This window comes from Euzebyella saccharophila (assembly GCF_014855495.1).
Classification (GTDB): Bacteria; Bacteroidota; Bacteroidia; order Flavobacteriales; family Flavobacteriaceae; genus Euzebyella; species Euzebyella saccharophila.
This window is the reverse complement of the sequence record NZ_JACYFJ010000001.1, coordinates 882,213-903,875: the sequence shown is the minus strand read 5'-3', so window position 1 is coordinate 903,875 and position 21,663 is coordinate 882,213. Positions and strand designations below refer to the sequence as shown.

Genomic DNA, 21,663 nt, shown 5'->3' with positions numbered 1-21,663 from the left:
TCTAACTCCGATAGTTACTATTCAAATAATAGGATTCAAATTACCCTACATGATTGTATTTTCTCATTAGGGCCTTATACTTCTCAGAGTCTTCTTTAGAGTGATTTCCGTAGTCATCAATAATGGTATGCTCAATACTATTTGTCTTTAAAAAAATGGATACTCTCTCTAGTTTTTCAGGAGTACCTTTTATCTCAATCTTGGCCATAACTTATTAATGTTTAATCTAACTTCCTTGATAATGAGTTACATGGGGGAAGCTTTCTTTTTAAAAAGAAAAAGAAGCGGACTACAAATTTACATAAAATGAGTGTACACAACGAGTGTTTTTAACATCAAAAAAAGGCTCTTTTAACATTTAAAAGAGCCTTTTACAGGTGTGTACTAAAAAAAATATGAAACTTACTTCAAGCCCAACTTTTCCAAATTATAGAAGAAAAAGTTCTTTTCGTCGTTCATGGCAACGAAAAGTCCGCTCGAAAAAGTACTGTTCAATGGTACGGTTACTACATCGCATCCATCCGTTTCCAAGGTGCTTAAGTTTACTGCCTTCACGAACGAATTATCTTGTCTGGAAAAGATATTGAATTCTCCCTGCTGTTGGTTAGAAACGATTAAATACCCCTCACCGTTTTCATAGGTGGCAATAGCAATACCTTCAATATCACTTTTAAAATATCCCCCCCCAAAGCAAGAAAGCTCTTGATCACCTTTGGATGGTTCTGCATAATATTTTCTAATGCAGTGTTGCTCATCTGAATAATAGATATAACCCATTTCATGGTCTACGGCGATTGCCTCTATCTCCTTTTTTTCGCTAAAATTGCCAAACTTCCTCACCAACTCTGCATTAACGGACCCTGAAGAATCTGGATTTAATTTATATTGGTACAAATAACCTTCGGAAGGCCCGGATTTACGACCAACAATTGCATATACGGTTCCATCTTGAGGCGATTTGTACAAAGCTATGCCCATAGGCAACTTCAATTCCGTATCAGTTTCATCAGAAAAAACGGGGTAACCGCCATTATCCAAGGGTTTCATATCGGGTACAGAAAACAAGCGTATCTGGTTTCTTTCCCTTTCTGTAAATGCGATGATATCCGTTTTCACGGAATCATTTAGTTGCAAACCGTAAACCAAATCTACATTATTGGGCCTTTTAATGCCGGTAATAGATTTGTCCGTTATGATTTTCCCTTCAAGGTCAAAAGCATAGACACCTCCGTTGGTCTCTTTATCGGTACCAAAGACAATACTTTTACTAGCGTCCTTAGGGTTTACCCAAATAGCAGGATCATCCGTATCATTAATAGTTTTTTCCGTAATTACATCCGGCGCTATAGGGGGCAATTTACTTCCCGTTTTACAGGCGAAGGCCAGTAATAGGCAACCAAAAAGCGCTTTATTTAAAATTTTATCCATTTGATATTTTATAACTATTCTAACAAGCATTTTTACCCTATTTATTCTATCTATCACTTTCATCTTATTTCTTGAACAAATCATATTTAATACCTAAGGTTCCTCTAAGACTGTAATATTCTGCCTGCATGGTACGCCCACTTACTCCTTGGTAATAGCGGAGCGGTTGGTTGGTAATATTATTAAGATCGGCATAAATCCTTAGGTTATCGGTAATAGCATAACTGGCATTGAAATCAAGGAAGAATTGTTGATCGTAATATCTATCTTCAAAGGCGTTACCTCCTATTTCATCTATGTAAGCATCGGAAAAATTGGCGGACAATCTTGCGCTAAATTTCTTATCGGCATAACCAATGGAACCATTGAACATATTGGGCGCAGTGTTGGGCAAATCTAAATCATCCCTTTCATCACCATCCTCATTTCTAATGCCATCTGCACTAGACGTCAAATAAGTATAGTTGAGATAAACACTCATATTTCTTAAAAAGCCCGGAAGAAAATCCAACTGTCTTTGCAAAGATACTTCTGCTCCAAAAACCGAAGCATTATCACCGTTTAAGGGCTGGTAAACCTCATAGCCTTCGGTACCTGATCCAAATTCATTGGATGTAGTTTCAAATTGGTAGGTATATATAAAATCATTGATATTCTTGTAAAACAAACCTCCTGAAAGTATTCCCACATTACTAAAATAATGCTCCGCCATTAGGTCAAAATTCATTGAGGTAGTGGGCTCAAGGTCTGGATTACCTAGGTATATTTCGTCATCTTCATTAACAAATTCCTCACGTGGGATCAAGTCTACGTAATTAGGCCTAGCCAATGTGTTGGTCCAAGCAAACCTAAGGACCGTATTGTCCGTAGCGTCAAATTTAAAATGAACGCCCGGTAACAGATTGGTATATGAGTTATTGGCTTCAACGTCTTCGATTTCAATACCTTCTTCAATACCGGCATCCTCATCTTCCTCAATAAAATTCACTCGCTTGCCCTTAGAGGATAAAGAGGTATTTTCAATTCTAACACCAGCAAGTAAACTAAGCTTATCCGATAAATTTTGATTGAACATTGCGTAGGCTGCCAACACATCTTCTTGCACATCAAAGTTTCCTGAGGCATATTCCTCTGGCTTATCTTCGCCCAAGGATGGACTTAAATTCAAGTTTCCTAACCAGTCTTCACTAGCGAATAAACCGGCCTGATATTGACTCCCTGCCAAGAAGTTTTTATCCGTAATATCCGTTACCGGAACCAAATCCATGGTAGAAAATTCATCTTCAAAATCAAACTCAAAATAATCATTGTTTCTTATTTTGGACTTGAATCTGCCTCTCGCACCAAATTTGACACTTCCTTCTCCTTTGCCAAAGAAATCTGCAGGCAATTCAAAATTGGCAAAGAAATTAATATCCTCCTCCTCTGTATATTGATTTTCATTACTGATATCACTGTACTCAAAATTTGCCGGGGCGGTATCTTCCGCGTTTACCGGAGTAAAAATTGGGAACTCTGCATCCGTACCGTTATTGATACTATATTCCGATTCAAATTCTGCATAACGTTCATCTAAACGCTCCTCTGAAGCCTTGGCATAAGAACCCATCCAATTGAACTTAAGCTTACCAAAAAGATGATCACCGCCCAAGCTGTAATTTTGCATCCGTTGATCTTCCAGTCTTCGGTTTTGGTTACGGCTGCTATTAACGCCTCCCTTGGATTGTCTTTTAACCTCTACCGGAAAACGGCTAGGATACCCATTGGTAATAGTAAAATCATCTACCGAAATATCTTCCCCATCCAATATTTCATGCTCTAATCTAAAACGATTTTCCCTATCGTCACGCCAATTGTACATTGATTTTAGGTAAATATTATGATTAGCATTGATACGGTAATCCATATTAGCTGCAAAACTCCTACGCACACGCTGCACTAAATACGTCCTATTCTCAAAAACATTTGGATAAGGATTTACATCAACCTCTTCCAATATATCTTCACCCTCTTCATCTTGTACTCCAGTATTATACTCAAACTCATCAGTCCACTCGGCTTCAATATTATCGGAGCCAAAATCATTATCATTCATGGTAGCCGAAACCATCCATCCAAACTTACCATTCTCAGTGCGGTCCCCAACCAACACGGAACCGTTCCAAATAGGTTTATCCGTTATAAAATTGATTCCTGAACCGGCCGTTGCGGAAACCCTAAAGCCCCTTGGTGCCGTTCTGGTAATAAGGTTTACGGACCCACCCATGGCATCAGCATCCATATCCGGGGTTACCGCTTTATTTACTTCAATCGTCTGGATCATATCAGAAGGAATCAAATCCATCTGTACATTTCTATTATCGCCTTCGGCGGATGGGATTCTGCTACCGTTAAGGGTTACCGAATTCAATTGGGGCGATAGTCCACGAACTATGATATTTCTTGCCTCTCCCTGATCTACTTGCATGGTTATACCGGGGATTCGTTTTACGGCATCCCCAATATTGGCATCGGGAAATTTACCAATTTGGTCCGTTGAAACCACATTGGTAATGTTCATGTTGTTCTTTTGGGTATTCAAAGCCCTAGATTGACTGCCTAGGCCATATCCCAACACCTCAACCCCATCCAACTCCATAGTTTTTGGGGTTATAAAAATGGAAACCGAAACTGTCTTATTTTCCTCTATGGTAACTTGCCTGTCCACATCGGAATATCCCAGATAACTTATGTTGACGGTATAACTTCCCGCAGGAATGTCTACCAATGAAAAGTTTCCATCAAAATCAGAAATAGCGCCCTTTTTTAGTTCTGAAATAACCACATTGGCGCCGGGAACGGATATTCCACTTTCATCTGTAATTGTACCCGTAAGGTTCCCGTTTTGAGCCAAAATAGGAAGGCTACAAAAGGCAACAAATACCAATTGCAGTATCATTTTAATTGTAATTCTAGAATTCATATTTGATTGGTTTTACGAATCCAAAATTATGTATATCAAATAGATACGATGTTTTTTAAATGGAAACAAAAAGGAAACAATGCAATTTTTATAGGAAACATCAAGGCAACAATTAAGATAAATTTACATTGTAATAACAATAAGCATACAAATGACCTATAAACGTGTTAAGTAAGTGCTTAATTCTTCTTTGGAATCTATGAGTAATTTTTTTCTTAATCTATACCTGGCTACCCTAACACTGTCTGGGGTAAGATGTAGGATAGATGCAATTTCTTTGGAGGAGAGATTCAATTTTAATAACATTCCCAGTCTAAGTTCCGCAGGGGATAATACAGATAAAGCTTCATCGTTCAATTTTTTAATAAACTGGGGATGAATTTCCTTAAAAAAAGCTAAAAACTCATCCCACTCCTGTTCTTGCGTAAGATTTGTTTCTATATCCTTTACCACATTTTTCAACTTTCTTTTTAGATCCAAATTAGTACGATCTAGACTGTTTTTAAGACTTAAGGATAGATTGGAAAGCATCTTGTTTTTTTGCGCCAACTGCAAACTATATCTAGATAAGGCAGAGTTTTTTATCTGTACTTCTCTCTGCAGGTTCTCTTCCTCGATTTGCTTACGTTCCAATTCTGATTTTAATAGGCGTTTCTCATAGGTTTGTAACCTTAAAATCTCACGTCTTTTTCGCCTCATATATAGAAACCAAAAAGTAGTCAATACCAAACAGATGATTACACAGGCCGCTAATAACCACTTTTGAAATCTATTTATTTCGCCATCATGTAGTAGCTGTTTTATACGCAATTCTTTTTCTCGGGTATCATAAATATTTTGCAGGGCACTAGCTTGATTTGCCCTGTAGAGCTTTTCATTCTCTTCATCAATAGCAACAAAAGAAGCTAGGGAAGCAAAAGCCATCTTAGGCTTATTGGCTAAGTCATAGGCCTTTGCCAAATCCTTATAGGCACTTGCCTCTTCCTCCCTGTCTCCCAGCAATTGGGCAATGGAAAGTGATTCTTTCGTATACTTTATTCCTTGGGAGTAATCACCTGTTTTTCTAAATACATCCCCCAGATTATTTAAAATATTGGCTGATTTGTTATTCTTGAGTGCTCCATTTAAGTGGTATGCTTTCTCAAAGAAAAATTTTGCCTTTTCATAATCCTGTAAATCCTCATAAATACTTCCCAAGCTCTCATATACCAAGGTGAGACCCTTGGTGTTTTGTAACCTCTCAAAAACCTCCAAACATTTGTTTTGATACTCCAATGCCATGATGTAATTACCTTTCTTTTCATAGCAATCCCCTAAACCGCTATAGGAAACGCCTAACAAATAATCATGCCCTGTATTTTCAGCAATGTTTTTGGACTTTTCAAAATAGCCAATAGCCGTGTCATAGTTTTTAAGAAGCATGTGTACGCCCCCAATTCTATCAAGAGTACCTAAATAGATAGAATCCGTCTCATTTGTACTGATTAGAAGAAGGGCTTTATTGTATTGATCAAGAGCTTCCGTATAAACGCCATTGTCCTCACAAAAATAGCCCAATTGTAGACGGGCCTTAATTATGATTCGTTTATCTCCACCGTTCTGAGCTTGCTTTAGGCTTTGATTGAGCTGGTTAAATGTGCGATCTAAATTGTTTTGTTCTTGGGACCAACCTTCTACTCCGAGAGCAAAAGCCATAACTAAGCAAACCGAAAAAAAGAATCTCATAATCGCTGTAAAAAGAGTACAAGATATTCCTTATACCATTTCCTTACATTAACTAAATATTATATTAACGCACGTACCAAAAACAAAAAGCCCCATCCTTTAATAAGGACAGGGCTTAGAATTTTTTGAAATTTTGATTACGCTTCGAAAGGCTCTATAGAAACAAAAGACTTTCCTCCCGCTTTCTTTTCAAACTTTACAATACCATCTTTTTGGGCATGTAAAGTGTGGTCTTTGCCTAGGTACACATTCTCACCTGGATTATGTTTTGTACCACGTTGTCTAACGATGATATTTCCGGCAATAGCGGCCTGGCCACCAAAAATCTTAACGCCCAAGCGTTTCGATTCTGATTCCCTACCGTTCTTAGAACTACCTACACCTTTTTTGTGTGCCATGATATGAAACTTTTAGTCGTGCAAGACACGTCCTGCACTGGATTAATTAAATTTTATAAAAATGGACTTAGGCCTTACCTCCGTCCAATTCATCTTGCCATTTCTTAAGCTCATCCCACTTACCTTCGGCAGCAAGTTTAGCTTGGGCAGGCCAAGTATCGGTCACGTGGTTACCACGTACATCTGCAATGATTTCCGCTACTTTAGCAGCATCGGTCTTTGCCAATTCCGCAAAAGTATCAATACCTGCCGCTGCCAATGTCTCAGCAATCTTAGGACCAATTCCTTCAATCTTCTTCAAATCATCTGCCTTTGCAGATTTTTTTGGAGCTGCCTTCTTAGGTTTTGAGGCTACAGAAACATCAACACTGGCATCTTTACCAGCTGCTTCTGGCTTAGCCGCCTTTTTAGGCTCTTCCTTCTTGGCTGCTTTCTTAGCACCTTTGGATACAATACTCTCAATTACAATCTCGGTCAAAGATTGTCTATGACCATTTTTCTTTTTGTAACCTTTACGTCTCTTTTTCTTAAAAACGATTACTTTGTCACCTTTTAAGTGCTTAACGACTTTAGCCTCAACAGCTGCGCCGTCTATAGCCGGGGCGCCTACAGTAATGTCCGATCCGTCTGCCAAAAGAAGTACATTGTCAAAAACAACTTTTTTGCCTTCTTCTTCCTGTAAACGGTGCACATACACTTTTTGGTCTTTTGCAACTTTAAATTGCTGCCCTGCCATCTCTACGATTGCGTACATAATTGTGTATATATTAGTTTTTAAATTATGCTCATTTTTCAATAAGCGGATGCAAATATACGTCTAAATCCTTAATGTACAACACAATCCTCAAGTTTTTGAAGGACGAATAATTCCTTTAAACCGTAAACCAAACGTTCTAAAACTAAAAAAGGGGCAAAAGCCCCCCATTTTATTAATTTTCAATTAATTGACACCCGTAGAAATTGGCTTTTTACTTATGTTGTTGCTAGTCTTGAATAACTGCATAAAAGATAAGGTCAATACCAAACTGGTAGCAAAGCCCATAATTGCGACAGTAAAAAAGACAATTCCTTCAAAGTTTTTAAAATCATTGAACCATACCGTAGTCAATTCTTGTAAAAACAATGCATTGATTTCCGTAGCGTACAGGGCAAAAAACAAGGTGAAAATTAAGGTAGCAACAAAACCGGTAACCAACCCCGCAGTGAAACCTTTACCGTAATCAAAACCATTGCGCACCTCCATCTTGTAATATTTTATGGCTTCATAAATACCAAAACCGGTAATTACGCCATTGAACAAACTAAAAAAGACATTGGTATGCAGGTTAAATAGGGATAGAATCAAGAAGTAGGCAATAAGACAGCCACTAGTGGCAACTCCAAATCGAATAGGCAAAGTAAACTGTTTCATATTCTTTAGTTTTAAGATTCATTCTTTTAAATTAATGAATATCAGCCATATAATTTTACTAATTCCTGTTAAATTCAAAATTGTACAGTAAAATTCCCACAAAAAAACTTCATGTTGTAACTTTATCTAGCAGGATGCAACCAATAAACATCTAAACACATTATATGACCATGAAAAATTCTCTTTTTCCCCTTTTGTTCTTATTTGGAGTTCATTTGGGAGCCCAAGAAGTTATGTATGAAGAATACGACCTTGATAACGGGCTTCACGTCATACTCCATAACGATGAATCTGCCCCTGTAGTTACAACTTCGGTAATGTATCATGTAGGGGGCAAAGACCGTACGGAAGGCCGCACAGGCTTTGCCCACTTTTTTGAACACTTACTTTTTGAAGGCACCAAGAATATTGAGCGCGGCAAGTGGTTTGAAATCGTTTCATCCAATGGGGGACAAAATAATGCCAACACTACCCAAGACAGAACCTATTATTACGAGGTTTTCCCATCCAACAATCTAGAACTTGGATTGTGGCTGGAGTCTGAACGAATGTTGCATCCAGTAATCGATCAAACTGGGGTAGATACCCAGCAAGAGGTCGTTAAAGAAGAGAAGCGACTTAGGTATAATAACCGGCCCTATGGCCAACTTTTAACAGTCGTTGGAAAAGAGCTCTTTAGTAAACATCCCTACAAAGACCCTAACATTGGATACATGGAAGACTTGGACGCCGCCACTCTTGAGGATGTAAAAGCCTATAACGAAAAGTATTATGTGCCTAACAATGCAGTACTGGTCATTGCCGGAAATATAGATGTGACACAAACAAAGAAATGGGTATCTTCCTATTTTGGCCCTATCCCAAAAGGGGCACCGGTAACAAGGAACTATCCTAAAGAAGACCCAATAACTACAGAAAGAAGAATTCAGGCCTACGATCCCAACATCCAAATTCCGGCTTATGTCCTTTCCTACAGAACTCCCGGATTCAAGGAAAGAGATGCCTATGTATTGGAAATGATCTCTACGTACTTGAGTGACGGACAAAGTTCTAAACTCTACAAAAAAATTGTTGATGACCAAAAGCAAGCACTGCAAGTAGGGGCTTTCAATATTTCTCAGGAAGATTATGGTATGTATCTGGTATTTGCCTTACCTGTTGGTGAAACCTCTGGAGAAGTATTATTGGAGGAGATGGAAGAAGAAGTGGCAAAAGTCCGTAATGAACTGATTAGCGAGAGAGATCACCAGAAATTATTGAACAAGTTTGAAAATCAATTTGTGAACTCCAATTCCAGTGTAGCAGGGATTGCCAATTCACTTGCAAGATACCATCTGCTCTATGGGGACACAGAACTGATCAATAAAGAAATAGAAATTTACCGTTCCATTACACGGGAAGAAATCAAAGAGGTGGCCAACAAATATTTGCGGCCCAACCAACGTGTAATCATAGATTATCTCCCCAAGGACGCACAGGCAAACTAATCACACGGTAAAACTTAATAATTATTCCCATGTTGAAAAAATATATAACACTCACCTTCATTCTTTTTACGGTGTGCCTTCACGCCCAGATAGATCGTAGTATAATGCCAAAACCGGGCCCTGCTCCAGAAATAAACCTGGAAGAACCCAAAGGTTTCGAACTCAAGAATGGATTGGAAGTTCTGGTGGTTGAAAATCACAAACTTCCCCGAGTATCCATTCAATTGCGAATTGACAACCCACCAGTTCTGGAAGGCGACAAAGCCGGAGTGTCCTCTTTAATGGCATCCCTTTTGGGTAAAGGATCCAAAAACATTCCCAAGGATGAATTTAATGAGGAGGTAGATTTCCTGGGAGCGCGCATCAACTTTGGTTCCCAAAGTGCCTTTGCTTCTTCTCTTTCAAAGTATTTTGACCGGATTCTAGAACTAATGGCAGACGCAGCCATCAATCCTAACTTTACACAAGAGGAATTTGATAAGGAAAAACAAAAATTACTTACCGGACTTAAAGCCGAAGATAAAAATGTTCCTGCGATAGCCAGAAGAGTCTCGATGGCCCTGGCCTATACTAAAAAACACCCCTATGGGGAATTTGTAACTCCAGAAAGCGTAGAGAACATTAAACTGGCAGATGTCATTAAATTCTACAATAACAATTTTGTTCCCGCCAATGCTTATTTGGTAGTTGTGGGCGATGTTGAGTTTGAACAGGTACAACAATTGGTGGAAGAAAAATTTACACCTTGGACAAAATCCTCCCCGTTGTCTTTTCAGTTTTCAAGACCCTCTGATGCGCTTTACACACAAATCAATTTCATTGATATGCCAAATGCCGTGCAATCGGAAATTACGGTTGAAAATCTAGTTAACCTAAAAAAGAATGACCCAGACTATTTGGCAGCCCTTTTGGCTAATGAAATACTCGGCGGAGGTGGGGAAGGAAGGCTTTTTCTAAACCTGAGGGAAGACAAGGCCTATACCTACGGTTCTTATTCCGGTATTGGATATGATAAACATGTACCATCTAGATTTAGGGCAACGGCAAGTGTTAGAAATGCCGTAACAGACAGTGCTATGGTAGAAATACTTAAGGAAATAGATAGAATACGAACCGAGCCGGTATCCGAAGAAGAACTAAAAAACACCAAAGCCAAATACATAGGAAGATTTGTAATGGCATTGGAAGACCCAGCAACAATAGCCGAATACGCCCTTGATATAAAAACGGAAAACCTTCCTAAGGACTTTTATCAAACGTATTTGGAAAAAATAAGTGCCATAACGGTGGAAGATGTACAAAAAGCAGCCCAAAAATATTTTAAGCCCTCTAACCTTAGAATTGTAATTACAGGAAAAGGTAGCGAAGTGTTGGAAAACTTGGAGAGAGCCACCTACAAAGGCAAACCACTACCTGTAAGCTATTTTGACAAAGAGGCCAATAACGTGCCTAAGCCAGATTATAGTACCCAAGTTCCTACAGATGTTAGCGTTAATGATATTCTTAACTCCTATTTAGAAGCTATTGGTGGAAAGGACAAATTAGAAGACATTCATTCTATTGCATTGTTGGCCGAGGCCGAAATGCAGGGTATGAAATTGAACTTGCACATGAAAAAGACCGATAAAAATCAGTTCATGCAAGATTTACAAGTGGCGGGAAATTCCATGAGTCTTCAAAAATTCAATGGCGAAACAGGATTCGTTGTTATGCAGGGGCAGAGAAAGGACATGTCCGCAGAGGAAATTGCCAAAGTAAAAGAAGAGGCAACTCCTTTTCCAGAACTTGGTTATTTAAGTTCCGAAAACATTACTTTGGAAGGTCTGGAAACCATTGAAGGGAAAAAGGCCTACAAACTTAAAATAAGTGAAGAAAAGACCATTTTTTATGACCAAGAGAGCGGTTTAAAACTTCAAGAAGTTAATACTGCCAAAATGGGCGGGCAAACTATTGTCAGCACCATTACTTACCAAGACTACAAAGAAGTTTCAGGCATTCAATATCCACACTCATTGTCCCAGACTGTTGGTCCTCAAAGTTTTGATTTCAAGATAACTGAGATAAAAGTGAACGAAGGCGTTACTGATGCGGACTTTGAATAAGGCACATTCCAACTATTTACAAAAACGGACTTGATGATTGTCGGGTCCGTTTTTTCATATTACAAACTTTAGGAAAACACCTTTGCCGTATATTTGCATTAAACTTAAAGAAACATGAGAAAACTGCTTTTCGTACTTATTGCTCCTATTCTACTCTTTTCCTCATGCAAAGAAGAAAAAGAACAAACCCAAATGCAAGAAGTAATGGCGATTCATGATGAAGTTATGCCAAAGATGAGCAAATTGGGTACACTTGTTGGTGAATTAAATTCCAAAGAAAACGATAGTACGGAGATAGGCTTACAATATAGAGAAGCTCGAAAAGACTTACAAGCGGCACATAAATCAATGATGGATTGGATGCAAAACTTTGGTAACAGATTTGATCCCGATGAAATTTTAAAAGGAAAGGAGCTTACGGATCAAAAACAGGAATGGCTCAATGAAGAGGAGAAAAAGGTGAAGGATTTAAAGGAACAAATCAATTCCAGCATTTCAAACGCCCAACAATTACTGGGAAAATCTGAATAAACAAACATTCTTAATCGAGTTTATCCGTCTTTCAAAGAAGTTTAAGCCCAAACTTACAGAAGTCTATCTAATTTAGACTTGGTTTTTAATCTATACCTATGGAATTCAATACTAAGTTTATTACTAGATGCTTGGCAGTATGTTTTCTTATCCTTTCCGGAACGATTTCTAGGGGACAAGAAAAAGAAGTGACCAAAATGCAGCAGGTCATGGCGCAGCATGATGAAGTTATGGATGAAATGCCCAAACTTTCCAAACTGATCAACCAATTACAGACCAAGGCTAATGCTTCCTATAAAAAAGAAAAGTATGAAAATGCCATTAGTGATTTAAAGTTGGCAAACAAGTCCATGATGAGCTGGATGGCAAACTTTGGAAAAAGGTTTGAAGCCGATGAAATGATGAAAGGCAAAGAACTAACGGAGAAAAAGAAAAGATGGCTCTTGGAGGAAGAGAAAAAAGTGGCCTTATTAAAAGAGGAAATTGAACTTAGCATTTCCCAAGCGGAAAGAGTATTGGGCAATTAACTATTTATTCCTTCCATTTAAGCGTTTCCATAATAGCCCTAATATCCTTTCTTAAATACACAGCTGCAGGATAAATGGAGTCATAATTGGGCTTGGTATAAAAATAAAGCGATCCCGTTACAAAATGCCGGGTACTATCGGTTACATAAAACTGTGCCTGTGAGGCGGCATCACCACTCACTTCATAAAACATACCATACACTTTGGCATCTTCGTTTATGAAGGGTTGCTCTAAAATTCCATCTGCCTTAACAGAATGCTCATAACTAAACTTTTGGGCATCGGAAAGTAATTTCTCCAAATTACCCCCCACTTCCTTATAATTGATAAAAATTTCCCCTTTCATCTCTGGGTATCTCAAAATCAAGGAATTGTTTTTGTCCCGCTTTAATTGAGCTAAATCATTATATTGAAAAGTGAATTTTTCCGTCTCCACACCCGCTACCACCGGTTTTGAGTATTCCAGGCGCAGTTCAGCTTTTGGTTTTGGCAACACATCTTCTTTACAGCCTAGAAGGCAAACCATTACCAATAAAATGAGAGCCGAAAAACCTCCAATTTTTCCTATCAATGACTTCTTATATCTGTTTAAATTGTTCAAGGCACTAAAATTTAGTTAGATATTTCAGGCTGTGGCAGGGTCACCTTAATTTGTTTTAGCCTTTTTTTGTCCATACTCTCTACCACAAAGACATGGTCATTAAAATGAATTTTCTCTCCTCTTTTAGGAAAGCTTCCGGCTATTTCCAATACAAAACCTGCAACAGTTTCCGCTTCGCCCTTTTTTTCCTCAAATTCATCTTCATCCATAAGTTTGGTTACCCTATAGAAATCCCTTAAGGCTGTTTTACCATCAAATACAAAATTGTAATCATCCAATTTGGAAAACACAAGGTCTTCATCGTCAAACTCATCGGTTATATCGCCTACTATTTCTTCAATAATATCTTCTAAGGTTACGATACCAGAGGTCCCCCCGTATTCATCGACTACAATGGCCAAATGGTTTTTCTTCTCCTGAAATTCCAAAAGCAAATCGTCAAGTTTCTTGTTTTCGGGAACAAAAAACGGCTCCCTAATCAGACTTGCCCAATTAAATGTTTTCCTATCGATATATGGCAATAGGTCTTTTACATAAAGAACACCACTTACATTATCCATATTCTCAGAAAATACGGGAATCCTGGAATAGCCATGCTTTTTAATCTCTGCCATGACCTCAGGAAACTTCATATCCTCACTAAGAGCAAAAATGTCAATTCGAGGACACATTACTTGTTTGGTATCTGTATTTCCGAAGGAAACTATTCCTTCCAGTATCTTCTGTTCCTCTTTGGTGGTATCTCCCTCATCCGTTAGTTCCAATGCCTGTGATAAATGGTCCACGCTTAAATTGGAACGTTGCTTTCCCAGTCTATTATAAAGAAAGAGGGTACCGGAACGCATGGGCAAACTCAAAGGGGAAAACAAAACATCCAGCACTTTTAAGGGGTAGGACATAAAATGGGCAAAAGCCACCCTGTTTCTGTTGGCGTATACCTTAGGTAAAATTTCACCGAACATCAATATTAAGAAGGTAGCTACGACCACCTCCAGTACAAAGCGTAGCCACTCCAGCTCTATATTTGAAAAAAGAGTTTCTCCAATATCGCTAAACAATAATACAACCCCAATGTTTATGGCATTGTTGGCAATAAGTATGGTGGCCAAAAGCTTTTTTGGCCTATCCAACAGCCTTACAATAATATCTCCTTTAACAGATTTTTTATCCGCAATATCCTTAACATCCGTAGCGGAAAGTCCAAAGAATGCCACCTCCGCACCAGAGATAAGAGCCGAACAAATCAGCAATAGTACCAATATGGCAATTTGGAAAGCAAACGCACCACCAGAGACTAAAAATATGGAAAGCGCACTAAAAGGGTCAGGGTCCAACAGCTAGAGTTTTATGATAAAACGAGGTATAATCCCAATAATTATTTTGGTTGTACTAAAAACTAAATTATTTAAAATCCCTTAGAAACCAAAAGCCTTGTTTATCAGGAAAAATTTTTCCCGTTTAGAAAGGCAGATCGTCCTCAGGTTCACTTACCGAATGGCTTGGCTGACTGGCCTGTGCAGGTTTTTGACTTGATTGGGCAGCAGCTTGTGAGTTTCCACCACCATTCTGCTGGTTATTGGCCATACTTTCCTTTTTGGTAGTCAAAAAAGTAAAATCCTGTACTTGAATCTCCGTGGAGTATCTGGTATTGCCATCCTCACCTTGCCATTGGCGATTCTTTAATCTACCCTCAACATAGACCTTGTCGCCTTTGCTTAGGTATTTCTCACAGATTTCTGCAGCCTTGTTCCTTACCACCACGTTATGCCAATCTGTATTGGTAACACGCTCCCCGGTTTGTTTATTAGTGTAGGTTTCATTGGTAGCAATGGGGAACCTTCCTATGCATCCGCCTCCTTCAAAATAGTGCATTTTAACTTCATCTCCCAAATGCCCTATCAACATTACTTTATTCAATGTACCACTCATATTCTCTTAAAGTTTAATGGTCAAAAGTACGAATTTTTAAACGTTTTCAAGAACTCCGCGATCAAAACCGGAACGGCAAATTCTTCGGCTTTTGAAAAGGAAATCCCATCTTTTAATTCATCTTTTAACTTAACAATCCAAAAAACGGTGTGCAGATGCCTATGCGATAGTTTATGCACAATAGGTGTTTCATTAAAACGAAAAACAGTACGCACTTTAGTAATAACAGGGAACTTATCTAACTGTGCTTCAATTTCTGATAGAGTCGGCTCCTTTTCCGATTCCAACAATGGAAATTCCCATAAATTGCGCCATATACCTTTGGATGTTCGTTGTCTAAGATGGGTTGCGCCTGAAGGTGAAACAGGAACCAAGTAATTAAAATGAAGATGCTTTATTTTTGTCTTTTTGATTTTAACCGGAAGTTCCTTAACCCTATTCGTCTTTAAAGCTTGACAACTTTCACTTAGGGGACAGAACATACAATTGGGATTCTGCGGCGTGCATTGCACTGCCCCAAACTCCATGATACCTTGGTTATAGTCCCTAATTTCAGAAGAATGCATAACCTCCCTTGCCAATTCTTTAAAATACTTGACTCCTTGAGTGCTATTAATAGGTGTATCAACACCAAAGAACCTTGACAATACTCTATAAACATTCCCGTCTACCACAGGTTCTGGCCTACCAAAACTTATGGATGCAATGGCACTAGCGGTGTAATCCCCTACCCCCTTTAAGCCCAAAAGCCCTTTGTAGGTATCCGGAAACTGACCATTTAACTTATAGGCCACTTTTTTGGCGGTAGCGTGGAGGTTTCTAGCCCGAGAATAATACCCCAGACCTTGCCAAAGTTTCATAACTTTCTCCTCAGGTGCATCTGCCAAATCCGCAACGGTAGGAAAGCTTTCTACAAATGCATGGTAATAAGGCATTCCCTGCGCTACCCGGGTCTGTTGCAACATAATTTCGGACAGCCATATTTTATAAGGATCCGTGGTTGTCCTCCAAGGTAGGTCTCGTTTATTTATATGGTACCAATTGAGTATTTCTTCAGCAAAATTCATTTCAAAAAAATCGGAGCCAAAAGTAAGGGTTTATATGCCAAAGCTATAAACAGAACGGGATAATTGGTAAATGTAAGGTTGAACGACTTAAAATTAGTTCGTTAGCAGTTGGAAATGAATTTAATTTATATATTTGCATCCCAAAAAATTTATACTGAAAATTTAACACGACAAATGACGAAAGCAGAAATTGTATCAAAAATCTCAGACAAACTGGGAATTGAAAAAGGAGATGTTCAGGCGACTGTAGAGAGTTTTATGGAAGAGGTAAAGTCTTCTCTTGAGGGCGGTGATAATGTTTACTTGCGTGGCTTTGGTAGTTTTATCATTAAAACAAGAGCTGAAAAAACCGGAAGGAACATCAGTAAAAATACCACTATCAAAATTCCGGCACATAATATTCCGGCATTTAAACCAGCTAAGGTTTTTGTAGAAGGTGTTAAAAGTAACGTACAGGTTAAATAATAGTAATCATTTAAATAAAAATTTATGCCGAGCGGTAAGAAAAGAAAGAGACATAAGGTGGCTACCCACAAGCGCAAGAAGCGTAGGAGAGCCAACCGACACAAGAAGAAATAAACCGTAAGGGTTGGTAAAAAGGGCTGATAATTTCAGCCCTTTTTATGCTAAATCCATTATTTTTCTTCCCACGTTCTTTGACATAGAGATTCAAAAAGAATTTCGGCGGATACATACTTCAAAAAAATCCGTTTCAATCATTGTTTAATCGATTCCGGATATATTTTTCGGAATACAAATACATTCAGGTGAATAGAGAATTAATCGTAAGATCTAGTTCCGATGCCGTTGATTTTGCCTTATTAAAGGACGGTAAGCTCACTGAACTGCACAAAGAGGAAGACAATAATAATTTTTCCGTTGGCGATATATTTCTCGCCAAGATCAGGAAGCCCGTAACCGGCTTAAATGCCGCATTTGTCAACGTAGGGTATGAAAAGGATGCTTTTTTGCACTATCACGACCTAGGGCCCCAATTATCCTCCTTGCTCAAGTTCATTAAATTGGTGAGTACCGGCAAACTGAAAGACTATAACCTTGGCAATTTTAAATTTGAAAAGGATATAGACAAAAATGGCGTAATAACAGATGTTGTTAAAGCCAACCAATCCATTTTGGTTCAAATCGTAAAAGAACCCATTTCCACCAAAGGACCAAGAATAAGTTCAGAACTTTCCATTGCTGGGCGCTATTTGGTTATGGTGCCTTTTTCAGACCGTGTTTCCGTGTCGCAAAAAATTGCGAGTAACGAAGAGAAAGACCGGTTAAAAAGATTAGTAAAAAGCATTAAACCAAAGGGATTCGGGGTAATTATAAGAACAGTTGCAGAAGGTAAAAAAGTAGCGGAACTTGACAAAGATCTAGAAAACCTGTTGGCCAAATGGTCAACAATGTGTAAAAAAATGTATAAAGCACCTACACCTTCCAAAGTATTGGTAGAGCTTAATAGAGCTTCTTCCATTCTTAGGGACATCTTTAACGATACCTTTACGGGTATTCACGTAGATGACGAAGGGCTTTATGACAAAATTCAGGACTACGTTCAAGAAATAGCTCCTGGAAAAGAATCAATCGTTAAACTTTACAATTCCAACGTTCCTATATTCGAAAAGTATGGTATAGAGCGCCAAATTAAGACTTCTTTTGGCCGTACTGCGAGCATGAGCAAGGGCGCATACCTAATCATAGAGCATACGGAAGCCCTTCACGTAATAGACGTGAACAGTGGTAACCGATCCAATAAAGCTAAAAACCAAGAGGAAACTGCATTGGAGGTGAACCTTTTGGCGGCGTCCGAAATTGCAAGACAGTTAAGGCTTAGGGATATGGGCGGTATTATCGTGGTAGATTTTATAGACATGGTAAAGGCCCCCAACCGCAGAAAGCTATATGACCATCTTAGAGATGAAATGAAAGACGATAGGGCAAAGCATAAAATACTTCCGCCCAGTAAATTTGGACTTGTACAGATTACCAGACAGCGGGTAAGACCCGAAATGAATATAAAAACAACCGAGGAAAACCCTAACGGCAGCGGCAAGGAGATAGAAGCTCCTATTGTTTTGATCGATAAGATCAATGCCGATTTGGAAAAGCTTTTAAAGGGACCCAAAAAGGACAATGGTATTACATTAAATATCCACCCTTTCATTGCAGCCTATATTACCAAAGGTTTTCCGTCCATACGTTCCAAATGGTTCTTGGAACATAAAAAATGGATCAAAATACAACCTAGGGATGCGTATACGTATCTAGAATACCGTTTTAAGGATAAAGACGGTAAAACCATATATTAAAGAATTATTGCAAGCGGCTTCCATATGATGGAAGCCGCTTTTTTTGTACCCAATAGTGAACTACCTTTGGTAGAACTTAGCCCTAGAAGTACCATAGAAATGATAAAAGGCTACACCGTACAAGAAGCTACACATAAGTTGGAACAATTCTGTGCCTACCAGGAACGTTGCCACAAAGAGGTGGAAGAAAAATTAAGGGGAATGCGTATGATACCCCAAGCCATTGACCAAATAATCGTGCACTTGATCGATCAGAATTACCTTAATGAAGAGCGGTTTGCCCAGAGTTTTGCACGGGGGAAGTTCAACATCAAAAAGTGGGGCAAAAACAGGATTATGCACGAGCTAAAAGCTAGGCACATCTCCCCCTACAACATTAAAACGGCCCTAAAAGAAATTGAAGACACTGACTATTTAAAAACTTTTAACGAACTGTCCCAAAAAAGGCTTGCTCAGATTTCAGAAAAGAATCCGCAGAAAAAACGAAAAAAATTAGCCGACTACCTTTTATATAGGGGCTGGGAGCACCAACTGGTCTACGATAAAATTTACGAACTTATCCCTTAGTTTCTATTATAGGAAGTTGAAAGAAACCCCAATATTCACATTAAATTGATTGTGAAATTTATCGGATAGGGTAAGATCTTCTGTTTGATACTTGGCAATTGGAAAACCTAATTCCGTATAAACACCTAGACCTTCTGAAAAGAAATAGCGTGCCCCTGTATGAAACCCAAAATTCTTGAGCCCTAAATCCAAACCGGGGTACAGATCAAAGGCGGGAGTAACGTCAATAATTGGCCCCAAATGCGCACTAAAGCGCACTTTAGCATCAAAACGCTCTCTAGTATCATCATCTATTCCTTCTGCTATTCCCAACAAATAGGAAGATACGGCGCCCACAGATATGTTCTCGCCCAAACCATAGTCATAAGAGGCAACAATTCCCGTTCCGTTATTTTGCAAGTTGGCACCTACTTGGAACTTTTGATCCCCACGGCCTTCGTATGCCTGAGCAGAAACGATAACAATTGTAAAAAATGTAACTATTGATGATATAACTAACTTCTTCATAAACTACTTTAATAAATTTTAGCCCGATAGAATACGGTTGGTACGTTCAACAGCTCTGCTGTTTTTATAATCGATCCATTTCTGACCTTTTATTTTTCGCATAGCGATATCAAAACTACGCATTATGAAAATATTATAGACCCCTTTGGCAAAATTGAAGGGGTTTTTGGGCCATGCCCTTAAGCTCATACTAAACCCTGGAGTTTTATATTTCATATAATGCCAATAGCCCTCAGGCATGTAGAGTACCTCTCCATGTTTTAATTCCGTTCTATATCCGGAAGCTTTTTTTAATCCCGGCCATTTTTCAAAATCAGGCTTAGAGAAATCTATACTTTCATGCGTAATCAAAGAGTGTGGAACCTTGTACAGGTACTTGGTTTCCTCAGGCGGGAATAAGATACATTCCTTGGCTCCCTCAAAATGAAAATGAAAGATATTGGCCAAATCAATATCATAGTGCATAAACGTGTAGGAGTCCCGTCCTCCAAAGAAAAGCATGGGCAATTTCCTTTTCAATTTTAATCCAAAATCCGGAAAATCATAGTCCTGCTGAAGTGCTGGCACCTCCTTTAAAATGTTCCATAGAAAAATCCTGTAACGGGTAGGCTCCTTTTTTAGCAAATCTATATAATCTGCCATTTTCATCTGGGCATGCGGCTCGTTAAAACCATCTTCATGATTTACAGGTCTATCATCATAAAGAGGCACCGTTATATCTCCCGCCACATCTTTCATATAGCCCAAACTCCATTTTTTTATGGCTGGCCAGTGTTCTACAGAATTTTCTAGAACTACCGGTTTCTGAGGCTTGAAATAGTGCTTGATAAAATCTTCCTTAGTAATGGAACTTACCCGTGGAATAGCTTCTAACTTCAATAGTATACGATTGCGTTTTCCGAGACAAATTTAATTAACCTTTTGTAAAGATTTTCTTAAAATTAACCTCATGCTATTTTACTATACCAATTTGGTCTTGGCTTTTGCCTCCTCATTTCTGGTAATGGTATGACCCGGTCTGCTCCATTTGGGCTTTTCTCCCAAAGGCTGGTGTTGGGAGTCCTCCGCCTCTACGCTTTGTGGCTGACTTACCTTCGTAAAAGGTTTTTGAGGATTGAGGCCCAACAACTTGAACATTTCCATATCCTCGTTTACATCAGGATTAGGAGTGGTCAACAATTTATCTCCGGCAAAAATGGAGTTGGCTCCAGCGAAGAAACACATGGCCTGCCCTTCCCTGCTCATTTGGGTACGCCCTGCGGACAACCTCACTTGCGTTTCCGGCATTACAATTCTCGTAGTGGCCACCATACGCACCATTTCCCAAATGGAAACTGGCTCCATATCTTCCATTGGCGTGCCTTCCACGGCCACAAGGGCATTAATTGGTACAGATTCCGGTTGCGGATTTAGAGTAGCCAATGCCACCAACATGCCGGCACGATCCTCTATTGCTTCTCCCATACCAATGATACCCCCGCTACAAACGGTAACATTGCTCTTACGAACGTTGTCTATAGTTTCCAAACGGTCTTCAAAAGCACGGGTAGAAATCACGTCTTTATAATAATCTTCGGAAGTATCTAAATTATGGTTGTAGGCATATAGACCGGCTTCCGCCAATCTTTTTGCCTGGTTTTCGGTCAACATACCCAAGGTACAGCAAACCTCCATATCCAATTTGTTAATGGTACGCACCATTTCCAAGACTTGATCGAATTCTGGACCGTCCTTTACATTTCTCCAAGCAGCCCCCATACAAACCCTTGAACTACCTGAAGCTTTAGCGCGTAAGGCTTGGGCCTTTACATGGGAAACCTGCATTAAATCATTGCCCTCAATATCTGTGTGGTAGCGCGCCGCTTGCGGGCAATAACCACAGTCTTCTGGGCAACCACCCGTTTTTATAGATAACAGAGTTGAGACCTGAACCGTATTGGGATCATGAAATTTTCTATGTACCGTGGCCGCTTCATAAAGCAGTTCCATTAGCGGTTTGTTGTAGATTTCAAGAATTTCCTCTTTGGTCCAATCGTGCTTTTGTTCGCTCATAGTCTTATCTAAATCTGGGTCAAAAATAGGAAATGCTTTTGTCTTTCTTCTTAT

21 protein-coding genes are annotated in these 21,663 nt (G+C 39.0%); 7 read left to right on the top strand and 14 right to left on the bottom strand.

Going from position 1 to position 21,663, the window contains the following annotated elements; translation table 11 throughout:
• Window positions 1–40: 40 nt before the first annotated feature.
• The 7 genes from IL355_RS03700 to IL355_RS03670 form a co-directional block, all read right to left on the bottom strand.
• Window positions 41–208 carry a hypothetical protein gene (locus IL355_RS03700; RefSeq protein WP_192460833.1) on the bottom strand — a complete coding sequence of 56 codons (168 nt, stop codon included), beginning with the start codon at window positions 206–208 and terminating at the stop codon, window positions 41–43.
• Between the two features lie 194 nt (window positions 209–402).
• The gene (locus tag IL355_RS03695; RefSeq protein ID WP_192460832.1) at window positions 403–1,428 is read right to left on the bottom strand and encodes a phytase; all 1,026 of its coding nucleotides are present in this window, start codon (window positions 1,426–1,428) and stop codon (window positions 403–405) included.
• 64 nt (window positions 1,429–1,492) lie between these two features.
• A complete protein-coding gene (locus IL355_RS03690; protein WP_192460831.1) occupies window positions 1,493–4,390 on the bottom strand; it encodes a TonB-dependent receptor in 2,898 nt (965 codons plus the stop codon).
• 156 nt (window positions 4,391–4,546) lie between these two features.
• Complete coding sequence (locus IL355_RS03685; RefSeq protein WP_192460830.1) at window positions 4,547–6,085, bottom strand: tetratricopeptide repeat protein; 1,539 nt, start codon at window positions 6,083–6,085, stop codon at window positions 4,547–4,549.
• Window positions 6,086–6,252: 167 nt separating this feature from the next.
• Window positions 6,253–6,513 carry a 50S ribosomal protein L27 gene (gene rpmA / locus IL355_RS03680; RefSeq protein WP_192460829.1) on the bottom strand — a complete coding sequence of 87 codons (261 nt, stop codon included), beginning with the start codon at window positions 6,511–6,513 and terminating at the stop codon, window positions 6,253–6,255.
• A 67-nt stretch (window positions 6,514–6,580) separates the two neighbouring features.
• A complete protein-coding gene (gene rplU / locus IL355_RS03675) occupies window positions 6,581–7,267 on the bottom strand; it encodes a 50S ribosomal protein L21 (protein ID WP_192460828.1) in 687 nt (228 codons plus the stop codon).
• Window positions 7,268–7,453: 186 nt separating this feature from the next.
• Entirely contained in the window at window positions 7,454–7,924 is a 471-nt protein-coding gene (locus tag IL355_RS03670; RefSeq protein WP_192460827.1) for a DUF4199 domain-containing protein, read from the bottom strand.
• A 170-nt stretch (window positions 7,925–8,094) separates the two neighbouring features.
• Here IL355_RS03670 and IL355_RS03665 point away from each other — a divergent pair, with 170 nt between their 5' ends.
• From IL355_RS03665 to IL355_RS03650, 4 genes are all read left to right on the top strand, one after another.
• The gene (locus IL355_RS03665; RefSeq protein WP_192460826.1) at window positions 8,095–9,411 is read left to right on the top strand and encodes a M16 family metallopeptidase; all 1,317 of its coding nucleotides are present in this window, start codon (window positions 8,095–8,097) and stop codon (window positions 9,409–9,411) included.
• A 29-nt stretch (window positions 9,412–9,440) separates the two neighbouring features.
• Entirely contained in the window at window positions 9,441–11,513 is a 2,073-nt protein-coding gene (locus tag IL355_RS03660; RefSeq protein ID WP_192460825.1) for a M16 family metallopeptidase, read from the top strand.
• 114 nt (window positions 11,514–11,627) lie between these two features.
• Window positions 11,628–12,044: a hypothetical protein gene (locus IL355_RS03655; protein ID WP_192460824.1), complete on the top strand. Its 417-nt coding sequence runs from the start codon at window positions 11,628–11,630 to the stop codon at window positions 12,042–12,044.
• A 98-nt stretch (window positions 12,045–12,142) separates the two neighbouring features.
• Window positions 12,143–12,571: a hypothetical protein gene (locus IL355_RS03650; protein ID WP_192460823.1), complete on the top strand. Its 429-nt coding sequence runs from the start codon at window positions 12,143–12,145 to the stop codon at window positions 12,569–12,571.
• A 4-nt stretch (window positions 12,572–12,575) separates the two neighbouring features.
• On the opposite strand, the gene gldD is transcribed toward IL355_RS03650, so the two are convergent.
• The 4 genes from gldD to mutY all read right to left on the bottom strand — a co-directional run bounded on the left by gldD (window position 12,576) and on the right by mutY (window position 16,168).
• Window positions 12,576–13,097 (bottom strand): gliding motility lipoprotein GldD, encoded by a 522-nt coding sequence (gldD, locus tag IL355_RS03645; protein ID WP_192461340.1) that lies wholly within the window; start codon window positions 13,095–13,097, stop codon window positions 12,576–12,578.
• Window positions 13,098–13,183: 86 nt separating this feature from the next.
• Window positions 13,184–14,506: a gliding motility-associated protein GldE gene (locus IL355_RS03640; protein WP_192460822.1), complete on the bottom strand. Its 1,323-nt coding sequence runs from the start codon at window positions 14,504–14,506 to the stop codon at window positions 13,184–13,186.
• A 124-nt stretch (window positions 14,507–14,630) separates the two neighbouring features.
• On the bottom strand, window positions 14,631–15,101 hold the full coding sequence (locus tag IL355_RS03635) for a single-stranded DNA-binding protein (RefSeq protein ID WP_192460821.1): 471 nt from the start codon (window positions 15,099–15,101) through the stop codon (window positions 14,631–14,633).
• A 20-nt stretch (window positions 15,102–15,121) separates the two neighbouring features.
• Window positions 15,122–16,168 carry an A/G-specific adenine glycosylase gene (mutY, locus tag IL355_RS03630; RefSeq protein WP_192460820.1) on the bottom strand — a complete coding sequence of 349 codons (1,047 nt, stop codon included), beginning with the start codon at window positions 16,166–16,168 and terminating at the stop codon, window positions 15,122–15,124.
• 174 nt (window positions 16,169–16,342) lie between these two features.
• Here mutY and IL355_RS03625 point away from each other — a divergent pair, with 174 nt between their 5' ends.
• From IL355_RS03625 to IL355_RS03615, 3 genes are all read left to right on the top strand, one after another.
• Window positions 16,343–16,633 (top strand): HU family DNA-binding protein, encoded by a 291-nt coding sequence (locus IL355_RS03625; protein ID WP_013992739.1) that lies wholly within the window; start codon window positions 16,343–16,345, stop codon window positions 16,631–16,633.
• Between the two features lie 302 nt (window positions 16,634–16,935).
• Entirely contained in the window at window positions 16,936–18,483 is a 1,548-nt protein-coding gene (locus tag IL355_RS03620; RefSeq protein WP_187456617.1) for an Rne/Rng family ribonuclease, read from the top strand.
• Window positions 18,484–18,582: 99 nt separating this feature from the next.
• A complete protein-coding gene (locus IL355_RS03615; RefSeq protein ID WP_192461339.1) occupies window positions 18,583–19,050 on the top strand; it encodes a regulatory protein RecX in 468 nt (155 codons plus the stop codon).
• Between the two features lie 6 nt (window positions 19,051–19,056).
• On the opposite strand, the gene IL355_RS03610 is transcribed toward IL355_RS03615, so the two are convergent.
• The 3 genes from IL355_RS03610 to bioB all read right to left on the bottom strand — a co-directional run bounded on the left by IL355_RS03610 (window position 19,057) and on the right by bioB (window position 21,609).
• Window positions 19,057–19,557 carry a DUF6646 family protein gene (locus IL355_RS03610; protein WP_192460819.1) on the bottom strand — a complete coding sequence of 167 codons (501 nt, stop codon included), beginning with the start codon at window positions 19,555–19,557 and terminating at the stop codon, window positions 19,057–19,059.
• Window positions 19,558–19,575: 18 nt separating this feature from the next.
• Window positions 19,576–20,436, bottom strand: coding sequence for a cupin-like domain-containing protein (locus tag IL355_RS03605; protein WP_225621101.1), 861 nt, complete (start codon window positions 20,434–20,436; stop codon window positions 19,576–19,578).
• A gap of 81 nt (window positions 20,437–20,517) precedes the next feature.
• Entirely contained in the window at window positions 20,518–21,609 is a 1,092-nt protein-coding gene (gene bioB, locus IL355_RS03600) for a biotin synthase BioB (protein ID WP_192460818.1), read from the bottom strand.
• Between the last annotated feature and the right edge of the window lie 54 nt (window positions 21,610–21,663).